This is a genomic window from Burkholderia sp. E168m22 (assembly GCF_001319805.1).
GTDB lineage: Bacteria > Pseudomonadota > Gammaproteobacteria > Burkholderiales > Burkholderiaceae > Burkholderia > Burkholderia orbicola.
Genome location: NZ_BBSK01000084.1, coordinates 152,825 through 173,134, shown reverse-complemented (window position 1 = coordinate 173,134; position 20,310 = coordinate 152,825). Strand labels below are relative to the sequence as shown.

The following is a 20,310-nucleotide window of genomic DNA, read 5'->3' as shown; positions in this document are numbered from 1 at the left end:
GACGCCGCGCGCTGGTCGGCGCGTACGATGCGCTTCGCGGGCCAGGATCTGCTCGCGATGTCCGCGAGCGAACGCCGGCGCCTGTGCGGCAGCCAGATGGGGATGATCCTGCAGGACCCGAAGTATTCGCTGAACCCGGTGATGACCGTCGCGAAGCAGATGGGCGAAGCGTTCCGGCGGCACGAGCCGGGTTTGCGCGGCCGCGCGCTGCGCGAGCGGATCGTCGAGGCGCTCGCGGCCGTGCAGATCCGCGACCCGGCGCGCGTCGCCGATGCGTATCCGCACGAGCTGTCGGGCGGCATGGGCCAGCGCGTGATGATCGCGATGATGGTGTCGACCGGCCCGCGCCTCCTGATCGCCGACGAGCCGACCTCCGCGCTCGACGTCGCGGTGTCGATGCAGGTGCTCGCGGTGCTCGACGCGATGATCGCGCGGCACGACACGGGCCTGATGTTCATCAGCCACGACCTGCCGCTCGTGATGTCGTTCTGCGATCGCGTCGCGGTGATGTATGCGGGCCGCGTGGTCGAGACCTGCGCCGCGCGCGACTTGCGCGATGCGACGCATCCCTATACGCGCGGGCTGCTCGCGGCGAACCCGCCGCTCGCGAACCCGCCCGACGAACTGCCGGTGCTGCGGCGCGATCCGGCGTGGCTCGACGCCGCCGTGCCCACGCCGAGCTCACACGACCCGCAGGAGGCCGCACGATGATCGACGTCGATCACGTATCGATCCGTTTCCCGACCCGCACGGGTCACGTCGACGCCGTGCGCGACGCGAGCTTCGCGGTGCGCGACGGCGAAGTGTTCGGGCTGGTCGGCGAATCGGGCTCCGGCAAGTCGACGCTGCTGCGTGCGCTGACGGGCCTCGTGCCGCTCGCGTCCGGCAGCCTGTCGATCGATGGCCGTCCGGTCGGCGGCACGCCCGATCGCGCGTTCCGCCGTCACGTGCAGATGGTGTTCCAGGACCCGTACGCGTCGCTGCATCCGCGCTTCACGGTCGACCAGACGCTGCGCGAGCCGCTGTCGATCCATGCGATCGGCGACGCCGATGCGCGGATCGCCCGCGCGCTCGCCGAGGTCGGCCTCGGCCCCGCGTTCCGCTTCCGCTACCCGCACCAGTTGTCGGGCGGCCAGCGGCAGCGCGTGGCGATCGCGCGCGCGCTGATCGTCGAGCCGCGCGTGCTGCTGCTCGACGAGCCGACGTCCGCGCTCGACGTATCGGTGCAGGCCGAGATCCTGAACCTGCTGCGCCGCCTGCATCGCGAACGCAACCTGACGATGATCCTCGTCAGCCACAACCTCGCGGTGATCGGCTTCCTGTGCCAGCGCGTCGCGGTGATGCAGCACGGCGAGATCGTCGAGCAGTTGCGGATCGAGGACGTGCGGGCCGGGCAGGTCGCACGCGACTACACGCGTACGCTGCTGAACGCGACCGAAGGCTATCGCCGCCTCGACCCGGTTGCCGACGCGCCTGCCAAGTGACATCCGCCGGACGCGAACGCATGCGATACTGCGCACGCCACGCGCCGGCTTGCCGCCGCATGGAACCCTCGTGCATCGCACGGGTCAACTTCCTTTCGTCAACAGCACAGCTATAGGGAGGCATTCATGCTGCAATTCATCGAAACCCTGGTGGTCGGGCTCATCGTCGGCCTCCTCGCCCGCGCACTCAAGCCGGGCGACGACAAGATGGGCATCCTGATGACCGTCGTGCTCGGCGTCGTCGGCTCGCTGGTGGCCGGCTATGTCGGCCGCGCCGCCGGCTGGTATGCGCCGGGCCAGGGCGCCGGCTGGATCGCGTCGATCATCGGTGCGATCGTGCTGCTCGTCGTCGTGGGTGCGATCCGCAAGCGCGCGGGCTGAACCCCGCACGCCCCGCTTCACGGCAAAACGGCCGCTCACTCACGAGCGGCCGTTTTGTTTTCCGGACGATGCAAACCGTTGCCGGCACAACGATTACGGCGATCGTTCGTCATGCGATCTTATGCCACCCGGCGTTTCCCCGACTTGCGGATGCGCAGATCCGGCCTACATTGGTTGAAGCACCACGCGGTCATTTGCTTATTACCGATATTTTCGTTTTTTGATTCAAGAGGTCCGATGGTTTTGCCGTTTACGCAGATAGCATCGTAGCGTTGACGGACTGCCACCCGAGCGGCCCCGCTGCGACGCGCTTCCTCTCTGGAGCCTGTCATGAAGCATCGTGTGTTCGCCTCGTTCGCCCTGGCTGCCTCGCTTCTGGCCTCGTCCTCGTCGTTTGCCGCCGGCGCGTCCGGCATCATTTACTTCTCCGGCATGATCGTCGAGCCACCCTGCTCGTTCGCGCTCGACGCCAATGCGGCGCAGGCACACGTGCGCCCCGACTGCCCGCGCCCGGCCGCCGGCCAGATCGCGTTCGTCGACGCGGCGACGCAGCGTTCGCTGAAGACGGCGCTCTTCACGCAGGCCTCGCGCGCAATCGTTTTACCTGACCGTCCGGGCAACGACCATGCACCGATGATCGCCGTCGTGACCTACCAGTAAAGCCCGCCGCGGCGCCGCGCGTCAGTCGCGATGGCGCGCGATCCAGTCGCTGAACGCGCGGATCTTCTGCTGGCTGCCGAGGTTCTCGGGGTAGACGAAGAAGTAGCGTGCGCCGGTTTCGAGCACGATGTCGAACGGCCGTTCGAGTCGGCGCGCGCTGACGTCGTCGTCGACGAGCGTCACGTCGCCGATCGCGACGCCGAAGCCCTGCATCGCCGCGTTCGTCGCGAGATCGAGCGTGTCGAACGTCGGTCCGCGCGCGGGATCGACGCCGCGCTCGCCCGCATGGTCGAGCCATGCACGCCAGTCGCGGTGGTCGCGCGTCGGATGCAGCAACGTATGGCGCGCGAGATCGCCGACCGCGCCGAGCGGCAACGCCTGCCGCAACTCGGGTGCGCACACGGGTGTCAGCCGTTCGTCGAACAGCGGCAGCGCGACGACGCCGGGGCCCGGCGACGTCCCGTAGACGATCGCCGCATCGAACGGTTCGCTCGAGAAATCGACGACGTGCTGCCACGCGGTCGTGATCTGCACGTGGAGATCGGGATGTTCGCCCTGGAAGCGCATGATGCGCGGCAGCATCCAGCGCATCACGCAGGTCGGCACCTTCAGCGCGAGATCGGTGCGCTGCCGCGTGAGCTTCATCGAGATGTCCTCGATCCGCGCGAAGCTCTCGTCGACCACCGGCAACAGTTGCTCGCCTTCCGCCGTCAGCGTGAGGCCCTTCGCATGCCGCTTGAACAGCGGAAACCCGTAATGCGCCTCGAGCGTCTGGATCTGCCGGCTCACCGCGCCCTGCGTGAGGCACAGCTGCTCGGCCGCGCGCGTGAAGCTGCGGTGGCGAGCCACCGTCGAGAAGATCTGCAGCGCGTGCAGGGGCGGAAGTCGGCGCATGGCGAACGGGAAACGGAAAACGGCGCGGAAGGACCGCGCGCCGGCGTCGGCGCGCGCTGACCGACACGATAAGCCAAACGCCGGCTTTGCGCGAGACGCCGAAAATTCAGGTCGTCGCGGTGAGCGCGCCCGCCGCGATGCGCGCCGCCGACGCGACGACGTCCGCGCGCGCCGCGGCATCGGCCTGCGGCTGCGTGAACGACACGGCCATCACGATCGGCGCGCGCGACGGCGGCCACAGCACCGCGATGTCGGTCGTCGTGCCGTAGCCGCCGGTGCCGGCCTTGTCGGCGACGCGCCAGCCGGGCGGCACGCCCGCCGCGATGCCGGTCGCCGCGCGTGCGCCGCCCGCCATCCATTCCGTCAGTTGCGCGCGCTGCGGTTCGCGCAGCGTGTCGCCGAGCAGCAGCCGCTGCAGCGTGTCGACCATCGCGACCGGCGTCGACGTGTCGCGCTCGTCGCCGGGCGCGGCCTTGTTCAGCTCGGGTTCCCAGTGATCGAGGCGGAAGGTGGTGTCGCCGCTTTCGCGCGCGAACGCCGTGACGGCCTGCGGACCGCCGAGCACGCCCATCAGCAGGTTGCCCGCGCCCTTGTCGCCCGACTGCAGCATCGCCGCGCACAGCTGCGCGATCGTCATGCCGGTGTCGACGTGGCTTTCCGTAATCGGCGAGCCCGACACGATTTCATAGCGGCGGTACAGGATACGGCGCGGCAGCAGCGACGCGTCGAGCGAGCCGCGCGCGAGCATCGCGGCGGCGGCCATGACCGCATACGTGCCGCACAGCGGGAAGCGTTCGCGCGCATGGTGCGCGATGCGCACGCCGTTCGACGTATCGAGCGCGGCGACGCCGAGCCGCCCGTTCGAGGCTTTTTCGAGTGCGGCGAGTTCGGCCTGGGCAGTATGGGCGCGCCCCTGGTCGGCGACCGGCGCGGACGTGCACGCGGCAACGAACGGCGCAGCCACGGCGGCAAGCAACAGCGAGCGGCGAGTCGGAGAATGTTCCATGGATGAGATCTGTTCTGTCGGAAACGGTGGCGCGAAGCAACGCGGCCGCGCATCGGCGACGCGCGACCGTTCACGCCGACGGCCGGCCCGCGACGGCATTCGCCGCGCTTCCCCGAAAGACGCCCGTCGGCCCCGCGATAGCGGGATTCGCATGAACAAACCTTAGCGTAGCAGTGACCGCCGTCGCGTTCCAGCGAAACGGCCGCGCTTCACCCTTGCGACGAAGGCAGGTACGGCATCGGATTCACCGGCTTGCCGTCGCGTCGCACCTCGAACAGCAGCGCGACGCGCGAGTTGTCGAGGTCGCCCATCTCGGCGATCGCATCGCCCTGATGCACGATGTCGCCCGTCTTCACGAGCAGCTTGCGGTTGTGCGCATAGGCGGTCAGGAAGTCCGCGTTGTGCTGGACGATGATCAGGCTGCCGTAATCGTTCAGGCCGGTGCCTGCGTACATCACGCGGCCGTCGGCCGCGGCGCGCACCGGGTCGCCCGGCCGGCCGGCGATCTGGATGCCGCGGTTCTGTCCGGGCTTGAACCCGTCGACGATCTTGCCGGTTGCCGGCCACTTGAGCGCGACGCCGCCCGCATGGCGCTTCGTTTCCTTGACGACCTGGCGATCGCTCGCGGTCGATGCGCCGGCCTGCGAAGTGGCCTGCGCGGTGGTCTGCGAGTTGCCCTGACTACTCGCCGCGCCATTACTCGCGACAATCTGCGTGCCGGCCGCGCCCGCGGGCGGCAGCGGCTGCTGCTTGACGATGCGCAGTACCTGCCCCATGCGCAGCCTGCCGTTCGCGGCCAGCTTGTTCCAGGTGCGCAAGTCGGCCACGCTGCAATCGTTCGCGGAGGCGATGCCAGTCAGCGTGTCACCGCGTTTCACGACGTACTTTTGCGCGACGAGAATCGGTGCGGCCGGCATCGGCGCGGCCAACTGCGCGGCAGGCGGGCTCGTATCAGCGGGTTTTCCCGCCAGCGTGTCGCTCGGCGGAACGGACTGCGTACTTGCACAACCGGCCATGACGAGCACGGCGGCCAGGCCCGACAGCCACGCCGCCTTAGGGTGAATCTCGCGCGTTTTCATGGACGATCCGACTCCGGTTTGACAATCTTTCAAGCATCTCAAAAACGGAACGGCCGACGTGTAACCGGATGCAAACAATGATGACAAACGATCACGGACCGGATGCCGGCCGGCATTCGCTACCGGTAATACGGTCCGACCCGGAAAAACTTGATGGTCTTTTCGCTGAAGAACGGAAGAATTTTCGTCGTCAAAAACTATGGCCCGCTGATTTCAATAGGCGCGATCCGCGACATTCACCGCAACCATGCGACGATTTCGGCTGCGGCCCACGCGATGCCAATGCACAGGAACAGCAGATGCAACGCGATCTTGAACGACACGCCCCATGACGAATCGATCCGCATGACAGGCTCCCCGGTTGATGTGCGCCCATCATCGGCCGCCGATCGCACCCCGAAAATGCGGAAGCGACGAACCAGGCCTCAAGCTGCCCCTGAGACCGGCGCGGCGGTTCCTGCTAACTTATCGGCCATCCCCACCCATCGCTCCGCCCATCATGCGCTTCGACCTGACCGACCTGCGGCTCTTCCTGAACATCTGCGAAGCCGGCACGATCACGGGCGGCGCCGAACGCACGCACATCACGCTGCAGGCCGCGAGCGAACGCATTCGCGGGATGGAGGACGAACTCGGCGTGCCGCTGCTGCACCGGACCAAGTCTGGCGCGCAGGCCACCGATGCGGGCCGCGCGCTCGAACACCACGCGCGCACCGTGCTGCAGCAGATCGATCACATGCGTGGCGAACTGCAGCAATACGGCCAGGGGCTGCGCGGCCATATCCGGCTGCTGTGCAACACCGCGTCGCTCAGCGAATACCTGCCCGACGCCCTGGCCGATTACCTGCCGAGCCATCCGAAGCTGTCGATCAGCGTCGAGGAACGCTCGAGCCAGGAGATCGTGCATGCGATCCGCAACAAGACGGCCGAGGTCGGCATCGTCGCCGATTCGGTCGGGCTCGGCGGGCTCGAACAGCAGCCGTTCCGCGAAGACTGGCTGATCGTCGTCGTGCCGGCTGCGCATCCGCTCGCGTCGCACGACAAGGTCGCGTTCGACGACATCGCCGACGAAGACTTCATCGGCCTCACCGACGGCAGCGCGCTGCAGGTGCATCTCGCCGATCAGGCGCGTGCGATCGGCAAGCGGATTCGTTATCGCGTGCAGTTGAAGAGCTTCGACGCGATCTGCCGCGTGATCGCGAGCGGCGTGGGCATCGGCATCGTGTCGCGGCATGCGGCCGAGCGCGCGATGCTCACGATGGACGTGCGGCTCGTCGAGCTGTCCGATCCGTGGAGCCATCGGAAACTGACGCTCTGCGCGCGGTCGTTCGACGCGCTGCCGAAGTACACGCGCGAGTTCGTCGCGTTCCTGTCCGGCGGCGCACCGCCGCGCTGACGCGCGCCGCATTCGCGTCGCCCCATCGACATACGGAGGCATGACCATGACCGATACCGATCTCGCCACCCGCTATCGCGCGTATATCGACTGCCTGAACCGGCAGGACTGGACGGCGCTCGGCGAGTACGTGTCCGACGACGTGATCCACAACGACCGGCCGCTCGGCCTCGCCGGTTACCGCGCGATGCTGGAACAGGACTTCCGCGACATTCCCGATCTGCGCTTCGACATCCGGCTGCTCGTGTGCGAGCCGCCGCGTGTCGCGTGTCGCCTTCGCTTCGCGTGTTCGCCGAAGGGGACGTTCATGGGGCTCGCCGTCGACGGCCGCAAGGTCACGTTCGCCGAGAACGTGTTCTACGAATTTCACGAAGGCAAGATCCGCCAGGTGTGGTCGGTGATCGACAAGGCGGCGATCGAGAAGCAGCTTTGAACGTCGTCGAAACGGCGCGGCGTCGCGCGCGGCGGCCGGTGGTCAGGAATGCCTGAATGCACTTCGATTCTTATGGATAACGTTTTCTCTCATTACGTATCGAGAATCGGTTTCCAGGTCACGCTCCGGCCGCCGCTTCAAAGCGCGATTTCTCTCACCCGATGACCATTCGATCAGCAACGAAAATCCTGGCGATTTTCGCATAAGACCGATTTCCCCTCCCGCACTATCCGCTGCCCGCCATTCGGGTTTCTACCGGCGCATCCGATGTGAAAGTTCATTGACATCACGCGGATGGATGCCTAAATTTGGAAAACGTTTTCCAATGCTCGAGCGCGACGCCGGTCATGGCCCGCGCAGGGGGAACGCTTGCCTGCTCGATTTGCGATTCAGGCCGTCCGCCTTCAGGGATCAGGGTTTGCAAGGGCGGCAGCCGGGTACGGGCATCGAGCACGGCATCGGCCACACATGCCCGTGCTTCACCACTATTCAAAACTGGAGACACCATGCATCCGCGCAGCAGATTCGCGCTCGGCGCCGCGCTCAGCGCCCTTTCCGTCGTGTTCGTCAGCGCGTGCGGCGGCAACGACGTGACCGACACGCCGCCATCGCCCCCCTCGTCGACCACGCCCACCACGCCCACGCTCGCGTCGAACTCGTTGCAGGCGCTCGTCTATGGCGCGCCCGACACCAGCGTGCCGGCCGGCACGAACATCCCGGTCACGATGATGGGCCAGATGCGCGCGCTGTTCGACCTGATCCGGAAATCGCCCGATTTCACGCAGGTCGTGATGGATCTCGGCGACGGCACGCCCGTCCACGTGCTCGACACGAACACCGGCGACAAATTCCTGCCCGGCAAGCTCGCGCTCGGCCTGTCGTACATCCTGATCGACATGAAGTCGAAGAACGACCCGCAATACGCGAGCTACCTCGCGACGTACCAGACGATCACGACCGCGATGATGGCGCAGTCGGGCAGCAACTACACGTATGCGAACACGTCGTGGGGCGAGTACTACTACCTCGTCGCGCTGAACAACCTGAAGGCGCACGGGATGCTCAACGAAGTCTTCAGCGACGCGATGCTCGCGACGCTGCAGCAGCGGCTCACCTTCTGCGACATGTTCGGCCCGGATGCGAGCGGCAAGACCAGTACATGCCCGGCGGCCGGCACGCCGATCGACATCGCGTCGCTCAACACCGCTCAGAACTACTACGCGGTGTCCTACGGCATTGCCGGGCTGCGCCAGAAGCTCGGCTGGAGCAGCCCGTCGTTCGCATCGAAGACCGATCCGGCGGTCGCCGCGATGAGCGCGCGCGACGCGCTGCTGTACACGCTGACGAACCACATCCGCAACGACTCGTCGGGCGGGTTCTCCGACGAAGCATCGAACACGCACACGACCTATTACGACCAGGCGCGCTTCGACCGCTACAGCACGCTGCTGATCGGCGAAGTGGTCGAGCGCACGTTCGAGATGGGCAACGAAGCAAACCTCACGCCGGAGCTGAAGGGCTATCTGCGCAAGTCGGTCGACCTGATCCTGCCGCAGCTGAACGCCAACGGCCAGGGCTTCAACTACGGCCGCTCGATCGGCCCGTACGGCGATTCCGCGTTCATGGAGGTGCTGACGGCCGCGGCCAATGCCGGCGTGCTGACCGATCGCGAGAAACAGGTTGCGTATGCATTCATCTACCAGGCCGCGCGGCGCTTCGACACGTACTGGTACGACCCGTCGCTGCCGACGCCGTCGGTGAACATGTGGGTCAAGGGCCGCGGCACCGACACCTATCGCGGCAAGCCGCGCGTGATGGGCGAGAACTTCAGCCTGCTGCACCAGTACCTGTACGTGAACGCATGGTGGAACAAGCTCGGCTTCGGCGGCCAGGCGCCGATGGCCGATGCGGACTACCGCGCGTGGCTCGACGCGCTGCCGCGCTACACGCTCACCTGGTACAACCAGCCGGGCGACGCCGCGCATCCGTACAGCGCCGCGCTGCTCACCGTGCGCGACGGCCGGCGCGTGATCAACCTGAACCTCAGCCAGGCGCCCGACTACGACTCGTACACGCCGTATTACCCGGTGCCGTTCTCCGACAAGCTGATCTACGGCACGACCGACCTCGGCTATGCGCTGCTGGTGCCGCAGGTGACGTACAACGCGAAAACCTACATTCCGGTCACGTACTACAAGAACCTGAACGTGCAGCAGAGCAACGGCCAGGTGATCGTGTCGTTCGATACGACGAAGTTCCGCCTCGCGTCGAAGAACGCCGCGTACACGACGGATCTCGACCTGCAGGTGCACACGGTGCTGACCTTCGCGCACGGCACGGTGTCGCGCAGCGATACGCTGAGTTCGGGCACGCTCGCCGGCAACCTCGCGATCGAGACGGACTTCACGTCGTTCGCGGATTTCGCGTCGACGCAGGCCAACGGCGACGGCGTATCGGTGACGTACGCGAACAGCGCCGCGACCGGCTATGCGACGTCCGGGTTCGACAACTGCGCGCTGTCCGCCTTCGACACGGCGAACGGCGCGACGAATCCGCTGTCGACGACGCCGATCGGACAGTTGCATTCGAACTTCGCGTGCACGACGAAACCGTTCGCACTCGGCGCGGGCGCGACCCGCACGGTCGGGTGGACGCTGAAGTACGCCGATCCGGCGTGAACGGCGCGAACGTCATGCCGTGACCGTTCCCGAAGCCGGTTGCCGAAACCGGCTTCGGGATCATTCAGCGGCCGGAGGCACGTTCACCGCCACCCCGACCCCGCCATATACGCGCCGAGCGCGATCAGCCCGATGAAGAAGCAACGCTTGAACAGCTTCTCGCTCATCACGCGCCGCGCATATTGGCCGCCGGCCATCCCCGCCAGCGCGGGCACGAGCGCGAGCGCCGACACGCCGAGATCGACGGTCTGCAATACGCCCGTCACACGCAACTGAAGGCCGAGCACGATCGTCGACGCGGTAAACGACAGCCCGAGCGCCTGGATCAGATCGTCCTTCGACAGACGCAGCGCCTGCAGGTACGGCACCGCCGGTACGACGAACACGCCGGTCGCGGCCGTCACGACGCCCGTCAGGTAGCCGACCCCGGCCGACAACCATTTTTCATGGCGCCCCGGCGCGGGCAGCCGCGCCGCCGCCAGCCCCCACAGCCCGTAAAGCACCAGCACGACGCCGAGCGCCGCGTGCGTCCACGTGCTGCCGGCCGCGAGCGCCGGCAATCCGCCCGTCAACGTGCCGACCGTCAGGCCGGCGAGCAGCGGCCACAGCCGGCGCAGCAACGCGCCGAACGACGGACCGAGCCACAACTGCCACACGTTGGTGACGAGCGACGGCACGAGCAGCAGGCTCGCCGCGGCCGACGGCGGCATCGCGAGCGTCAGCAGCCCCATCGCGATCGTCGGCAGCCCGAGCCCGATCATCCCCTTCACCGCGCCGGCCAACAGGAAAACCAGCACGACGATCGTCAGCGTATGAATCTGCATGGCAGGCATTCCGTCGTTGAGTACGGCGCCGATGATGCCTGCCCGCCCTGCCGCCCGCCATCTGGCTTTGCCTGAGGCTGGCTCGGGCCGGTTGGCCGGGGCTGTCAGGCCCCGGCGATCCGGCCCCGTGGATCACCCCCGGCCCTGCTCGCTGTCGAGGTGCGCCATCTGCGCGGCCGGATAACGCTCGCCGGCCGCCGCCCCGGCGGGAACCGCCGCTTCGATGCGTTCGAGGTCATCGACCGTTAGTTGCAATTTAGTTGCCAGCAAACCGTCCTGCAGTTGGGTGCGCTTGCGCGCGCCGACCAGCGGCACGATGTCGGCGCCGCGCGACAGCACCCACGCGATCGCGACCTGCGCCGGATTGCTGCGCTTCTCGTCCGCGATCGCGCGCAGCGCATCGACCAGCGCGAGGTTGTGCGCGAGGTTCTCGCCCTGGAAACGCGGGCTGGCCGCGCGGAAATCGCGCTCGCCCTGCCGCGCCGCGCTCCAGCCGCCGCCGAGCAACCCGCGCGACAGCACGCCGTACGCCGTCACACCGATCCCGAGTTCGCGGCACGCGGGCAGGATGTCCGCCTCGATCCCGCGCGACAGCAGCGAGTATTCGATCTGCAGATCGACGATCGGCGCGACGGCGGCCGCGCGGCGGATCGTGTCCGCACCGACTTCCGACAGCCCGATATGACGCACGTACCCGGCCTTCACGAGATCGGCGATCGCGCCGACCGTTTCCTCGATCGGCACGGCCGGATCGACGCGTGCCGGCCGGTAGATGTCGAGGTAGTCGGTGCCGAGCCGCTTCAGCGAATACGCGACGAAGTTCCGGATCGCCGCGGGCCGCGCGTCGTAGCCGGCGAACCCGCCGGCCGGATCGCGCAGCGCGCCGAACTTCACGCTGATCAGCACCTGGTCGCGCGTGCGGCCGCGCAGCGCGTCGCGGATCAGCATCTCGTTGTCGCCCATCCCGTAGAAGTCGCCCGTATCGAGCAGCGTGATGCCGTGGTCGAGCGCCGCGTGCAGCGTCGCGATGCTTTCGTCGCGATCCGCCGGCCCGTAAAAGTCCGACATCCCCATGCAGCCGAGCCCGATCGCCGAAACCTGCGGGCCCGTGCGGCCCAGTCGATGCTTGTCCATATCCGTGTCCTTGCGGTGTTGACTGAATCAACCGGATTCTGAACGCATCGCGGCGCACGATAAACGCGAAACCCCCAACCAATTCATTCGACGATGATTAACAATGGAGCCTGTTCCAATCGCCACGCTCCCGCCCCCGCATGGACCATCTGCAAGCAATGCGCACCTTCGCGCGCGTCGCCCATCTGGGCAGCTTCACGAAAGCGGCCGAGCAACTCCAGTTGCCGCGCCCGACGGTCAGCAACGCCGTCCAGTATCTGGAAAAGCACCTGAAGATCCGCCTGCTGCAACGCACGACGCGGCGCGTCGCGCTGACCGCCGAGGGCGCGACCTACTACGAGCGCTGCGTGCGGTTGCTGGCCGATCTCGACGATGTGGAAACGCTGTTCGAGGATGCCGGCGCGTCGCCGCGCGGCGTGATCCGCGTCGACCTGCCCGAGCGTTTCGCGCTGAACCAGGTGATTCCGGCGCTGCCGGATTTCCACGCGCGCTACCCCGACCTGCGCGTCGTGATCAGCACGACCGACCGCTTCGTCGACCTCGTGGCCGACGGCATCGATTGCGCGGTGCGGGTCGGCGTGCTGTCCGACACGTCGCTCGTCGCGCGGCGCGTCGGCGAGATGGCCCAGATCAACTGCGCGTCGCCCGCCTATCTCGCGCGCCACGGCACGCCGCGCTCGCCGGACGAGCTGCCGGACCACGTCGCGGTCGGTTATTTCTCGAGCCGAACGGGCCGCGAGCTGGACTGGGAATATGCGGACATGGATTCGGGCGAGCTGCACGCGGTGAAGATGCACAGCGTCGTGTCGGTCAACAGCTCGCAGGCGTATCTCGCGTGCTGCCTCGCGGGCCTCGGGCTGATCCAGGCGCCGCGCGACGGGCTCGCGCCGCTGCTCGCCGACGGCTCGCTGGTCGAGGTGCTGCCGGAATGGAATGCGGCGCCGCTGCCCGTGTCGGTGGTGTTCCCGACCGGCCGGCATCTCGCGCCGCGCGTGCGGATCTTCGTCGACTGGCTCGCGGAAACGCTCGGCGGCATGCACCGGGCGGACTGACGGCGGCCGTGCCGGGGCGCTCGGCCCCGGCCCCGGCGCCCGGTCAGAACTTGTGGCGAATCGCGGCGCGCACCGAGAACTGGTTCGACGACGCCGACGGGCCGTCCGTCCCGACGACATAGCCGCCGTCGGCCGCCGTGCCCGTCTTGTCGCCGCCCACCTTCTGCCACGCGCCCTGCAGGTACACGTCGGTGCGCTTCGACAGGCTGTAGTCGGCCATCAGGCCGACCGTGTGGTACTTCGGCTTGAACGAACCGGCCGCCGCATCGTACTTGCCGTCCGTGTATACGTATTGCGCACCGAGATAGAAATCGGGCGTGAGCTGGTACTTGCCGTTGATTTCGAAGTTCTGGAACTTCGTCGCGGTCAGCCCGAGACCGGCGAACGTCGACGCCGGCAGGTAGACCGTCGATACCGGGTTCTTCACGTCGGTCTTCGTGTAGACGACGCCGACCGTCGCCGGGCCGAACGTGTAATTGACGCCGCCGCCGAAGATGCGCAGCCGGTCGGCGACGAAGTTCGCGTCGTCGGCCGCGATCGCGCCCGCGCTGCCGATGCCCGGGTTGTTCGCCTGCAGGTACGCGGCCGCGACCTGCAGCCCGGCCAGCGAATACTGCGCGCCGATGCTGTACTGGCGGTTGTTCGAGAAGCCCGTGCTGTTGCTGAAGCTGTACGTGCCGCCGAACGTCAGGCCGTTCCAGTCGGCGCTCGCGTACTTGACCGTGTTGTTGACGCGGAACGAGTTGTCCGTGTTGTCGTTGTCGAACGGGTGCGAGAACAGCGTGCCGCCCCAGTTGCCGTTCGCGGTCAGCGGCGCGAGATAGTCGACGACCGCATCGTACTGGCGGCCGAAGGTCAGCGTGCCGAAGCGCGACTCGGACAGCCCGACGAACGCCTGACGGCCGAACATGCGGCCGCCCTGGCCGAGCCGGCCGTTATTCACGTCGAAACCGTTTTCCAGCGTGAAGACCGCCTTCAGCCCGCCGCCGAGATCCTCGGTGCCCTTCAGGCCCCAGCGGCTGCCCTGCGCATAGCCGCTCGCGAGCTGGTAATTGGTCTTTCCGACCCCATTGACGTTGACGTTGTTCGTGTAATTGAAGCCTTCGTCGATCACGCCGTACAGCGTCACGCTGGTCTCGGCAAAGGCCGGCGCGGCGAAGGCAGCGAGCGCGGCGGCAAAAATGACGGGGTGCTTCATGACGGATCTCCGGAGCCGAGGGCCGGGCAGGCCGAACGCCCGGCGAATGTTTGAGCTGTTGTATGTGTGGCCCGCAGGGCGGACGACGCGGTGTGCGGCCGCGTGAGGACAAAATGGTGTCACGTCGTAAACCGTCCGTCCATCGGGTCCGGGGCGTCGCGTGCAAAGCGTTGCGCTCGTCCAACTGCCCGGTTGTGCCGACCGCCTGACCGGGCTTGTCGGCAGCGGCAGGCCGGCCCGCCATCCGCGTAAACCCGATGAGCATCGCATCGGTGGCACAATGCGCATCCGTTCGCCATTTCTTCACGAAGTCATGCTTCACCCCGACACCCGCGCGGCGCGTGCCGGCCGTGCCCGCGGCCCGCGCCGGAAGGCGTTCCGATGACCGCGCCGGCCCGGGCCGGCCGCTACGCCGAGCTCGATTTCTTCCGCGGCCTCGTGCTGCTCGTCATCGTCGTCGACCACATCGGCGGCAGCATCCTGTCGCGCGTCACGCTGCACGCGTACGCGCTGTGCGACGCGGCCGAGGTGTTCGTGTTCCTCGGCGGCTTCGCGACCGCCATCGCGTACAACTCGCTCGCCGAGCGGCACGACGAGGCCGCCGCGCGCCAGCGCTTCATCCGGCGGGCGTTCGAGATCTACCGGGCGTTCCTCGTGACGGCCGGCCTGATGCTGCTGATCACCGCCGCGCTGAACGCGTTCGCGATCGACGGCCCGAACATGCCGACCAACGACCTCGACGGGCTGCTGCACAAGCCGCTCGCCGCGCTGCGCGACATCCTGCTGTTCCGCCGCCAGCCGTACCTCGCGTCGGTGCTGCCGATGTACGCGTTCTTCGCGCTGCTCGTCCCGCTCGCGCTGCCGCTCGCCCGCACGCAGCCGTGGCTGATGCTCGCGTTCAGCGGATCGCTGTGGTACGCGGCGCCGCACGTCGCGCGCTTCTTGCCGACCGTCGAAGGCGCGCCGTGGGATTTCAACCCGTTCGCGTGGCAGTTCCTGTTCGTGCTCGGCGTGATCGCGCGCTGCCAGCCCGTCTACCAGACGCTCGCGCCCCGGCCGCAGGGCTGGCTGCTGACGGCCACGTCGCTCGCGATCGTCGCGGCCGGCGCGTACTATCGGCTGCGCATCGAACCGTTCCCGACCGATCCGTCGATCAAGCAGAACCTCGGCGCGCTGCGGCTCGTGAACTTCCTCGCGATCGCGTGGCTCGCCGCCAAGCTCGTGCACCTCGGCTGGATGAAGAAGGTCGCGCACGCGATGCCGTGGATCGGCACGATCGGCCGGCAGGGGCTGCTGTGCTTCGTCGCGGGCACCGGCATTTCGCTCGCGGTCGATTCGCTGCTCTACCAGGCGACCGAAGGCTATCTCGACGTGCCGCTCGGCCTGACCGCCGACGCCGTCGCGATCGGGCTGCTGTATCTCGTCGCCAAACTCTACGGGCCGCTCGTCGCGCGGCTGCCGTTCCGTTCGCGGCCATGACGCGCCGCGCCGTCACGCGCCGCTGCTACGATAGCCGGCGCCTCTCCTGAAACGATTCGCCATGCGCCGACTCGCCCTTCCGCTCACCCTCGCCCTCGCCCTGATCGCCGGCGCCATCGCCACCGCCCATGCCACGCCGCCGGCACAGGCGCCGGCTGCCGCGCCGGCGGCATCGCCCGCGCCGCCGGCCGTCCAGACGGCGACGACGCCGTCCGCCGCGCAGGAGCCGTCCGTCAATCCGGGCAGCAGCGTCGTGCTGCGCACGTTCCGCTCGGCGTCGCTGAAGCGCGACTGGTCGTACACGGTCTATCTGCCGCCCGGCTACAACCCCGAAGGCGCGCGCTACCCGGTGATGTACCTGCTGCACGGCAACGCGGGCAACGCGAACGACTGGGTCACGCAGGGCCGGCTGCAGGCCACCGCCGACACGCTGATCGAGCGCCACGACATCCCGCCCGTCGTGATCGTGATGCCGCAGGGCGGCACCGACTGGTACGTCGATCGCAAGGAGAAGATGCAGAGCGCGTTTCTCAACGACCTGCTGCCGGAAGTCGAAGCGCACTTCGCGGTGTCGAACCAGCGCGCGGGCCGCGCGATCGGCGGCGTGTCGATGGGCGGCTTCGGCGCGCTGCGCTTCTCGCTGCTCGAACCGGGGCTGTTCTGCGGCGCGATGCTGCTGAGCCCCGCGATCTATGCGAACGAACCGCCGCTCAATTCCGCCGCGCGCTACGTCGGCGTGTTCGGCGACCGGCAGTTCGATTCACGCGTGTGGCACGAACTCAATTACCCGGCGCTGCTGCGCGGCTATTTCGCGCGCAGCTGGCGCGTGCCGATGTTCATCGCGGCCGGCGACGACGACCTGACGATCCAGGCGGAATCGAGCGTGCTGTACACGCACCTGCGCCGCGCGCAGAACCCGGCCGAGCTGCGGATCGTCGACGGCGGGCATACGTGGGACGTGTGGCGCGGGTTGCTCGGGCAGGGGTTGAAGTATGCGCTGGAGTGTGTGAAGTGAAACGCGCCTGAGCGCGCCCGGCAAGGCGGCCGGCACGTATGCGCTGCCGGGCCGCCCCGCTTGCGTCAGACTTCCGCTCCAATCGTCTTCGCCATCCTGAGCGCCAGCGCATACCCGGTCAGCGTCGGATTGACCACCGACGAACTCGGGTGCACGGCCGTACTCGCGATGAACAGGTTCGGGTGATCGTGCGTTCGGCAATCGCGATCGACGACCGAATCGGCCGGATCGTTGCCCATGATCGTCGTGCCCATGATGTGAGAACTCGGCACCCACGCATGGATGTCGTTCACGATCTCGGTCGCACCGAACACCTGCTGGAAGTCGCGGTAATCGTCGAGCACTTGCGACGCCGCTCGCAACGAATAGTCGTACACGTCATAGTCGGTACGCGGCGTCGGCAGCCCGAGTGCATCCTTGCGATCGCTGAGCGTCACACGGTTACGCGGGTCGGGCAGGATCTCGACGTAGCTCGCGATCTTCAGGTAGCGCGCCGCGTCGTGGCGGATCCGCGCATCGAGCGCGTCGCCGACGACACCTTGCGCGATCAGCCGCCGCGTGACGATCTCGTTCGGCACGGTGTTGTCGAGGAAATGCCGGATCGCGCCGTGTTCGCGACGAAACGCGCCGTCGCGCCGCGTGTTGATGCTGCCCTGCTGGGTCGGGCCTCGCCCGGCCCACACCGGTTCGCGCGCGAGCATCGCGATCGCGCGGCCGGTGTGCCCCATCATGTTGCGGCCGACCTGGCCCGACGTGTTCGCAACGTCCGACATCAGCAGCAGCTTCGGAATCTCGACACCGTGCGCCGCGAGCACGAAGGTCCGCGCGGTCAGGCGCGTGCTTTTGCCATCCGGCGTCATGTAGTGGATCGCGGCGATCTTGCGCCCCTCGCCGCGCTCGATCTTGTAGACGACCGCATTCGTCAGCAGCCGCGCACCCTGCGCGACGGCGCGCAGCACCGGGCGATCGCCGGAGAATTGCGCGCCGATCGGGCAGATCGGCGCGCAGTTGTTGTTGCCGGCGCAGGTCGGCCGGCCCTCGTAGGGTCGCGTCGCGCGCGCGTTGGGTTCGTCGACGAAACGATGGCCGATCGTCGCGACCTTTTCCGCGACCCGCTGCGTCAGGTACGACCACGGCTGCTGCCGCATCGGGTACGGCTTCGAGCGCGGCGGGAACGGCGCCCCGCCTTGCCCGCTCTGGTCGTCGGTGTCCGAGCCCGACACGCCGATCTGCTCCTCCGCGAGCTGGTACCACGGCTCGAGCTCGTCATAACCGATCGGCCAGTCGCGCCCCTGCCCATACAGGCTGTGCAGCCGGAAATCGTTCGGCAGCATGCGCCACGTCGCGCCGCCCCAGTGCCAGGTCGTGCCGCCGACGAGCCGCAGGAACGACGGCTTCTGCAGCACCGGGCCGACGCTGTCGATGTAGCGATCGGAATAGCGGCCGGTGGACGACTTCGGCGCCCACGGCAGATCCGGGTACGGGCCGTTGTAATCCGACTTGTTGCCGTAATTGCGGAACGCGCGGACGAGCTCGGCCCGCTTCACCTCCGGCCCCGCCTCGATCACGATGACGGACTTGCGCTGCTGCGTCAGCGACTGCGCGACGGCGCCGCCCAGGATGCCCGCGCCGATGACGATGACGTCCGCGTCATAGGAACTGCTCATGATTTCGATCCTTGTTCGAAGGCTGCTCAACCGGCTTCGGCGGCCGGGCGCGCGGTCCAGTACTCGGGGCGCGCGCGGATGTAGGTCGGAATAACCGTGACGTCGCGGGTCGGCTCGAACATCAGCGCGGTTTCGTAGCCGACCATGCGCGCCTGCCCGCCGTGACCGACACTCCCGGTGTAGAAGGCCTCGATGATGGCCAGCGCCGCCGCGCGCAATTGCGGGGCGGCGACACCGAGCGTGCGCACGAACGTATCGAGCGGCTGCGTGCCCGAGTCGATCGCGACGGCAAGCGCGCGCAACCGCGCGGGGAATTCGCGATCCTGCTCGACGAGACCGTCGTAGACCGACTCCACATAGCGCGACGGAAGCGCCGAGCGACGCGTCAAGTACGCGGCCACACCGGCAAAGTCCCGCAGCGGCGCGGCCTGCGGTGCGGTCGCGGCGCGCGCGATCAGCATGCCGGCCGGCAACGCGACGGCAAGCGCCGCACCGGCCGACAGCTTCACGAGACGGCGACGCCGCGCATCCGGTTCGCCGGTCACATCGAAATCGTTCATCGCGTGCATCTCCTGTCAGTGGGCGGGCGCCGTGCGGATCTTCGCGACCTCCGCCGCGCTCACGCGAGCCCGGCCGTTGCCGAATCGTTCGCTCAGGTAGTTCACCAGCGTCACCACTTCGTCATCGTCGAGTTCGGTCTGGAACGCCGGCATGAAGTAGTGCGTGGTGCCGTTGTTCACGCTCGCGCCGTGCATGACGACCTGCAGCAGGTTCGACACGGTGGCGGTGCCGACCGCGCTGTTGGCGAACAGCGACGGGAAGAAACCGTCCGTCGTGCCGGCGCCCGTCATCCCGTGGCAGCTCGCGCAATGATCGAGGTAGAGCGACGCGCCGGCCGGCGTCCGGCCACCCGCCGCAGCCGCGGCGCGTATCGCGACGTAGTCGTCGGTCGGGCGCCCCTGGGTCGAACGCGGCGCGGTATCGGCGCCCGTCGCGGCGGCCACGGTCGACAGATACACGGCGATCGCGTTCAGGTCGCGTTCGCTCATCCGGCTGAAACTGTGCTCGACCGCCTCCGCCATCGGGCCGGCAGCCTGTGCCTTGCCCGGTACGTTGCCGGTGCGCAGGTACTGGACGATCTGCGCGGTCGTCCACGTGCCGATGCCCGCGTCGCGATCGTGCGTGATGTTGAACGCCTGCCAGCCGGCGAGCGGCGCGCCGGCGAGATAGCCGACGCCGGTTTCGTCGTAGGCCAGCTCCTGCATCCCGATGCCGCGCGGCGTATGGCAGGTACCGCAATGCGCGGCGCCCTGCACCAGGTAGGCGCCGCGATTCCATTCGGCGTCCCGCCCGGGTTTCGGCACGTACGCGCCTTCGCGCAGATACAGCGCATTCCAGATCTTCAGCGGCCAGCGCATGGTCAGCGGCCACGGGAAATCCGGCGCGCGATTCGGCTGACGCACCGGCGCGACGCCCTGCATGAAATACGCGTACAGGTTCGCAATGTCGTCGTCGCTGAACTTCGTGTACGACGGGTACGGCATCGCCGGGTACAGGTTGCCGCCGTCGCGCCGCAGCCCCTTGCGCAGCACGTTCGCGAAGTCCTGCTCCGAATAGTTGCCGATCCCCGTTTGCCGGTCCGGCGTGATGTTGGTCGAGTAGATGTCGCCCATCGGCAGCGGCATCGCGAGGCCGCCCGCGAACGGCTGGCCGCCCTGCACCGTATGGCACGCGACACAGTCCGCCGCGACGGCCAGCGCCTTGCCCGCGGCGATGCGATCGGCCGCCTGCCCGGCCGCCGACGCGGGGTCCGTCGCGATGAGGAAAAACACGACAAGCACGGAAAGGCCGGGCAAACGCATGGACATCGTTCCTGGAAGAATCCGGTGAGAAAAGCGGTTCTGCGCGCGCTTGCGATGCGGCCCTCTAT

19 protein-coding genes are annotated in these 20,310 nt (G+C 67.8%); 10 read left to right on the top strand and 9 right to left on the bottom strand.

The genetic code is table 11. The features are described from left to right. The 4 genes from AP428_RS19270 to AP428_RS19255 all read left to right on the top strand — a co-directional run. Positions 1–711: ABC transporter ATP-binding protein (locus AP428_RS19270; RefSeq protein ID WP_054928347.1), on the top strand; the 711-nt coding region annotated here is incomplete at its 5' end. Further along, positions 708–1,484, top strand: coding sequence for an ABC transporter ATP-binding protein (locus AP428_RS19265; RefSeq protein WP_011547523.1), 777 nt, complete (start codon positions 708–710; stop codon positions 1,482–1,484). The genes AP428_RS19270 and AP428_RS19265, both read left to right, overlap by 4 nt. Before the next feature lie 126 nt (positions 1,485–1,610). Beyond that, positions 1,611–1,865 (top strand): GlsB/YeaQ/YmgE family stress response membrane protein, encoded by a 255-nt coding sequence (locus AP428_RS19260; protein ID WP_006478831.1) that lies wholly within the window; start codon positions 1,611–1,613, stop codon positions 1,863–1,865. Between the two features lie 330 nt (positions 1,866–2,195). Then, positions 2,196–2,525 (top strand): hypothetical protein, encoded by a 330-nt coding sequence (locus AP428_RS19255; RefSeq protein ID WP_011547522.1) that lies wholly within the window; start codon positions 2,196–2,198, stop codon positions 2,523–2,525. A 21-nt stretch (positions 2,526–2,546) separates the two neighbouring features. Here AP428_RS19255 and AP428_RS19250 read toward each other — a convergent pair whose 3' ends face one another. The 3 genes from AP428_RS19250 to AP428_RS19240 form a co-directional block, all read right to left on the bottom strand. Further along, positions 2,547–3,419: a LysR substrate-binding domain-containing protein gene (locus AP428_RS19250; protein ID WP_027813759.1), complete on the bottom strand. Its 873-nt coding sequence runs from the start codon at positions 3,417–3,419 to the stop codon at positions 2,547–2,549. Positions 3,420–3,525: 106 nt separating this feature from the next. Continuing rightward, complete coding sequence (gene bla / locus AP428_RS19245) at positions 3,526–4,425, bottom strand: class A beta-lactamase (protein WP_041489382.1); 900 nt, start codon at positions 4,423–4,425, stop codon at positions 3,526–3,528. Positions 4,426–4,634: 209 nt separating this feature from the next. After that, positions 4,635–5,504: a peptidoglycan DD-metalloendopeptidase family protein gene (locus AP428_RS19240; protein ID WP_006478827.1), complete on the bottom strand. Its 870-nt coding sequence runs from the start codon at positions 5,502–5,504 to the stop codon at positions 4,635–4,637. 499 nt (positions 5,505–6,003) lie between these two features. Here AP428_RS19240 and AP428_RS19235 point away from each other — a divergent pair, with 499 nt between their 5' ends. The 3 genes from AP428_RS19235 (at position 6,004) to AP428_RS19225 (ending at position 10,011) form a co-directional block, all read left to right on the top strand. After that, positions 6,004–6,900 (top strand): LysR family transcriptional regulator, encoded by an 897-nt coding sequence (locus tag AP428_RS19235; protein WP_011547520.1) that lies wholly within the window; start codon positions 6,004–6,006, stop codon positions 6,898–6,900. A gap of 46 nt (positions 6,901–6,946) precedes the next feature. Continuing rightward, complete coding sequence (locus tag AP428_RS19230) at positions 6,947–7,333, top strand: ester cyclase (RefSeq protein WP_011547519.1); 387 nt, start codon at positions 6,947–6,949, stop codon at positions 7,331–7,333. 506 nt (positions 7,334–7,839) lie between these two features. Next, positions 7,840–10,011, top strand: a complete 2,172-nt coding sequence (locus tag AP428_RS19225; protein ID WP_011547518.1) for a hypothetical protein — start codon at positions 7,840–7,842, stop codon at positions 10,009–10,011. An 83-nt stretch (positions 10,012–10,094) separates the two neighbouring features. Here the strand turns inward: AP428_RS19225 and AP428_RS19220 are convergent, their stop codons facing one another. Then, on the bottom strand, positions 10,095–10,835 hold the full coding sequence (locus AP428_RS19220) for a sulfite exporter TauE/SafE family protein (RefSeq protein WP_041489381.1): 741 nt from the start codon (positions 10,833–10,835) through the stop codon (positions 10,095–10,097). 132 nt (positions 10,836–10,967) lie between these two features. Further along, positions 10,968–11,969, bottom strand: coding sequence for an aldo/keto reductase (locus AP428_RS19215; protein WP_011547516.1), 1,002 nt, complete (start codon positions 11,967–11,969; stop codon positions 10,968–10,970). Between the two features lie 140 nt (positions 11,970–12,109). Here AP428_RS19215 and AP428_RS19210 point away from each other — a divergent pair, with 140 nt between their 5' ends. Beyond that, a complete protein-coding gene (locus tag AP428_RS19210) occupies positions 12,110–13,021 on the top strand; it encodes a LysR family transcriptional regulator (RefSeq protein ID WP_011694772.1) in 912 nt (303 codons plus the stop codon). 43 nt (positions 13,022–13,064) lie between these two features. Here the strand turns inward: AP428_RS19210 and AP428_RS19205 are convergent, their stop codons facing one another. Next, positions 13,065–14,219: a porin gene (locus AP428_RS19205; protein WP_011547514.1), complete on the bottom strand. Its 1,155-nt coding sequence runs from the start codon at positions 14,217–14,219 to the stop codon at positions 13,065–13,067. Between the two features lie 381 nt (positions 14,220–14,600). Between AP428_RS19205 and AP428_RS19200 the strand changes: the two genes are divergently transcribed. Further along, positions 14,601–15,698 (top strand): OpgC domain-containing protein, encoded by a 1,098-nt coding sequence (locus tag AP428_RS19200; protein WP_011547513.1) that lies wholly within the window; start codon positions 14,601–14,603, stop codon positions 15,696–15,698. A 61-nt stretch (positions 15,699–15,759) separates the two neighbouring features. After that, a complete protein-coding gene (locus AP428_RS19195) occupies positions 15,760–16,713 on the top strand; it encodes an esterase family protein (RefSeq protein ID WP_011547512.1) in 954 nt (317 codons plus the stop codon). Between the two features lie 65 nt (positions 16,714–16,778). On the opposite strand, the gene AP428_RS19190 is transcribed toward AP428_RS19195, so the two are convergent. Genes AP428_RS19190 through AP428_RS19180 form a run of 3 tightly spaced genes read right to left on the bottom strand, consistent with a single transcriptional unit; the run spans position 16,779 to position 20,242 of the window. After that, a complete protein-coding gene (locus AP428_RS19190; protein WP_011547511.1) occupies positions 16,779–18,380 on the bottom strand; it encodes a GMC family oxidoreductase in 1,602 nt (533 codons plus the stop codon). A 26-nt stretch (positions 18,381–18,406) separates the two neighbouring features. Further along, positions 18,407–18,940, bottom strand: a complete 534-nt coding sequence (locus tag AP428_RS19185; RefSeq protein ID WP_011547510.1) for a sugar dehydrogenase complex small subunit — start codon at positions 18,938–18,940, stop codon at positions 18,407–18,409. 15 nt (positions 18,941–18,955) lie between these two features. Further along, positions 18,956–20,242 carry a cytochrome c gene (locus tag AP428_RS19180; RefSeq protein WP_011547509.1) on the bottom strand — a complete coding sequence of 429 codons (1,287 nt, stop codon included), beginning with the start codon at positions 20,240–20,242 and terminating at the stop codon, positions 18,956–18,958. Positions 20,243–20,310 lie beyond the last annotated feature (68 nt).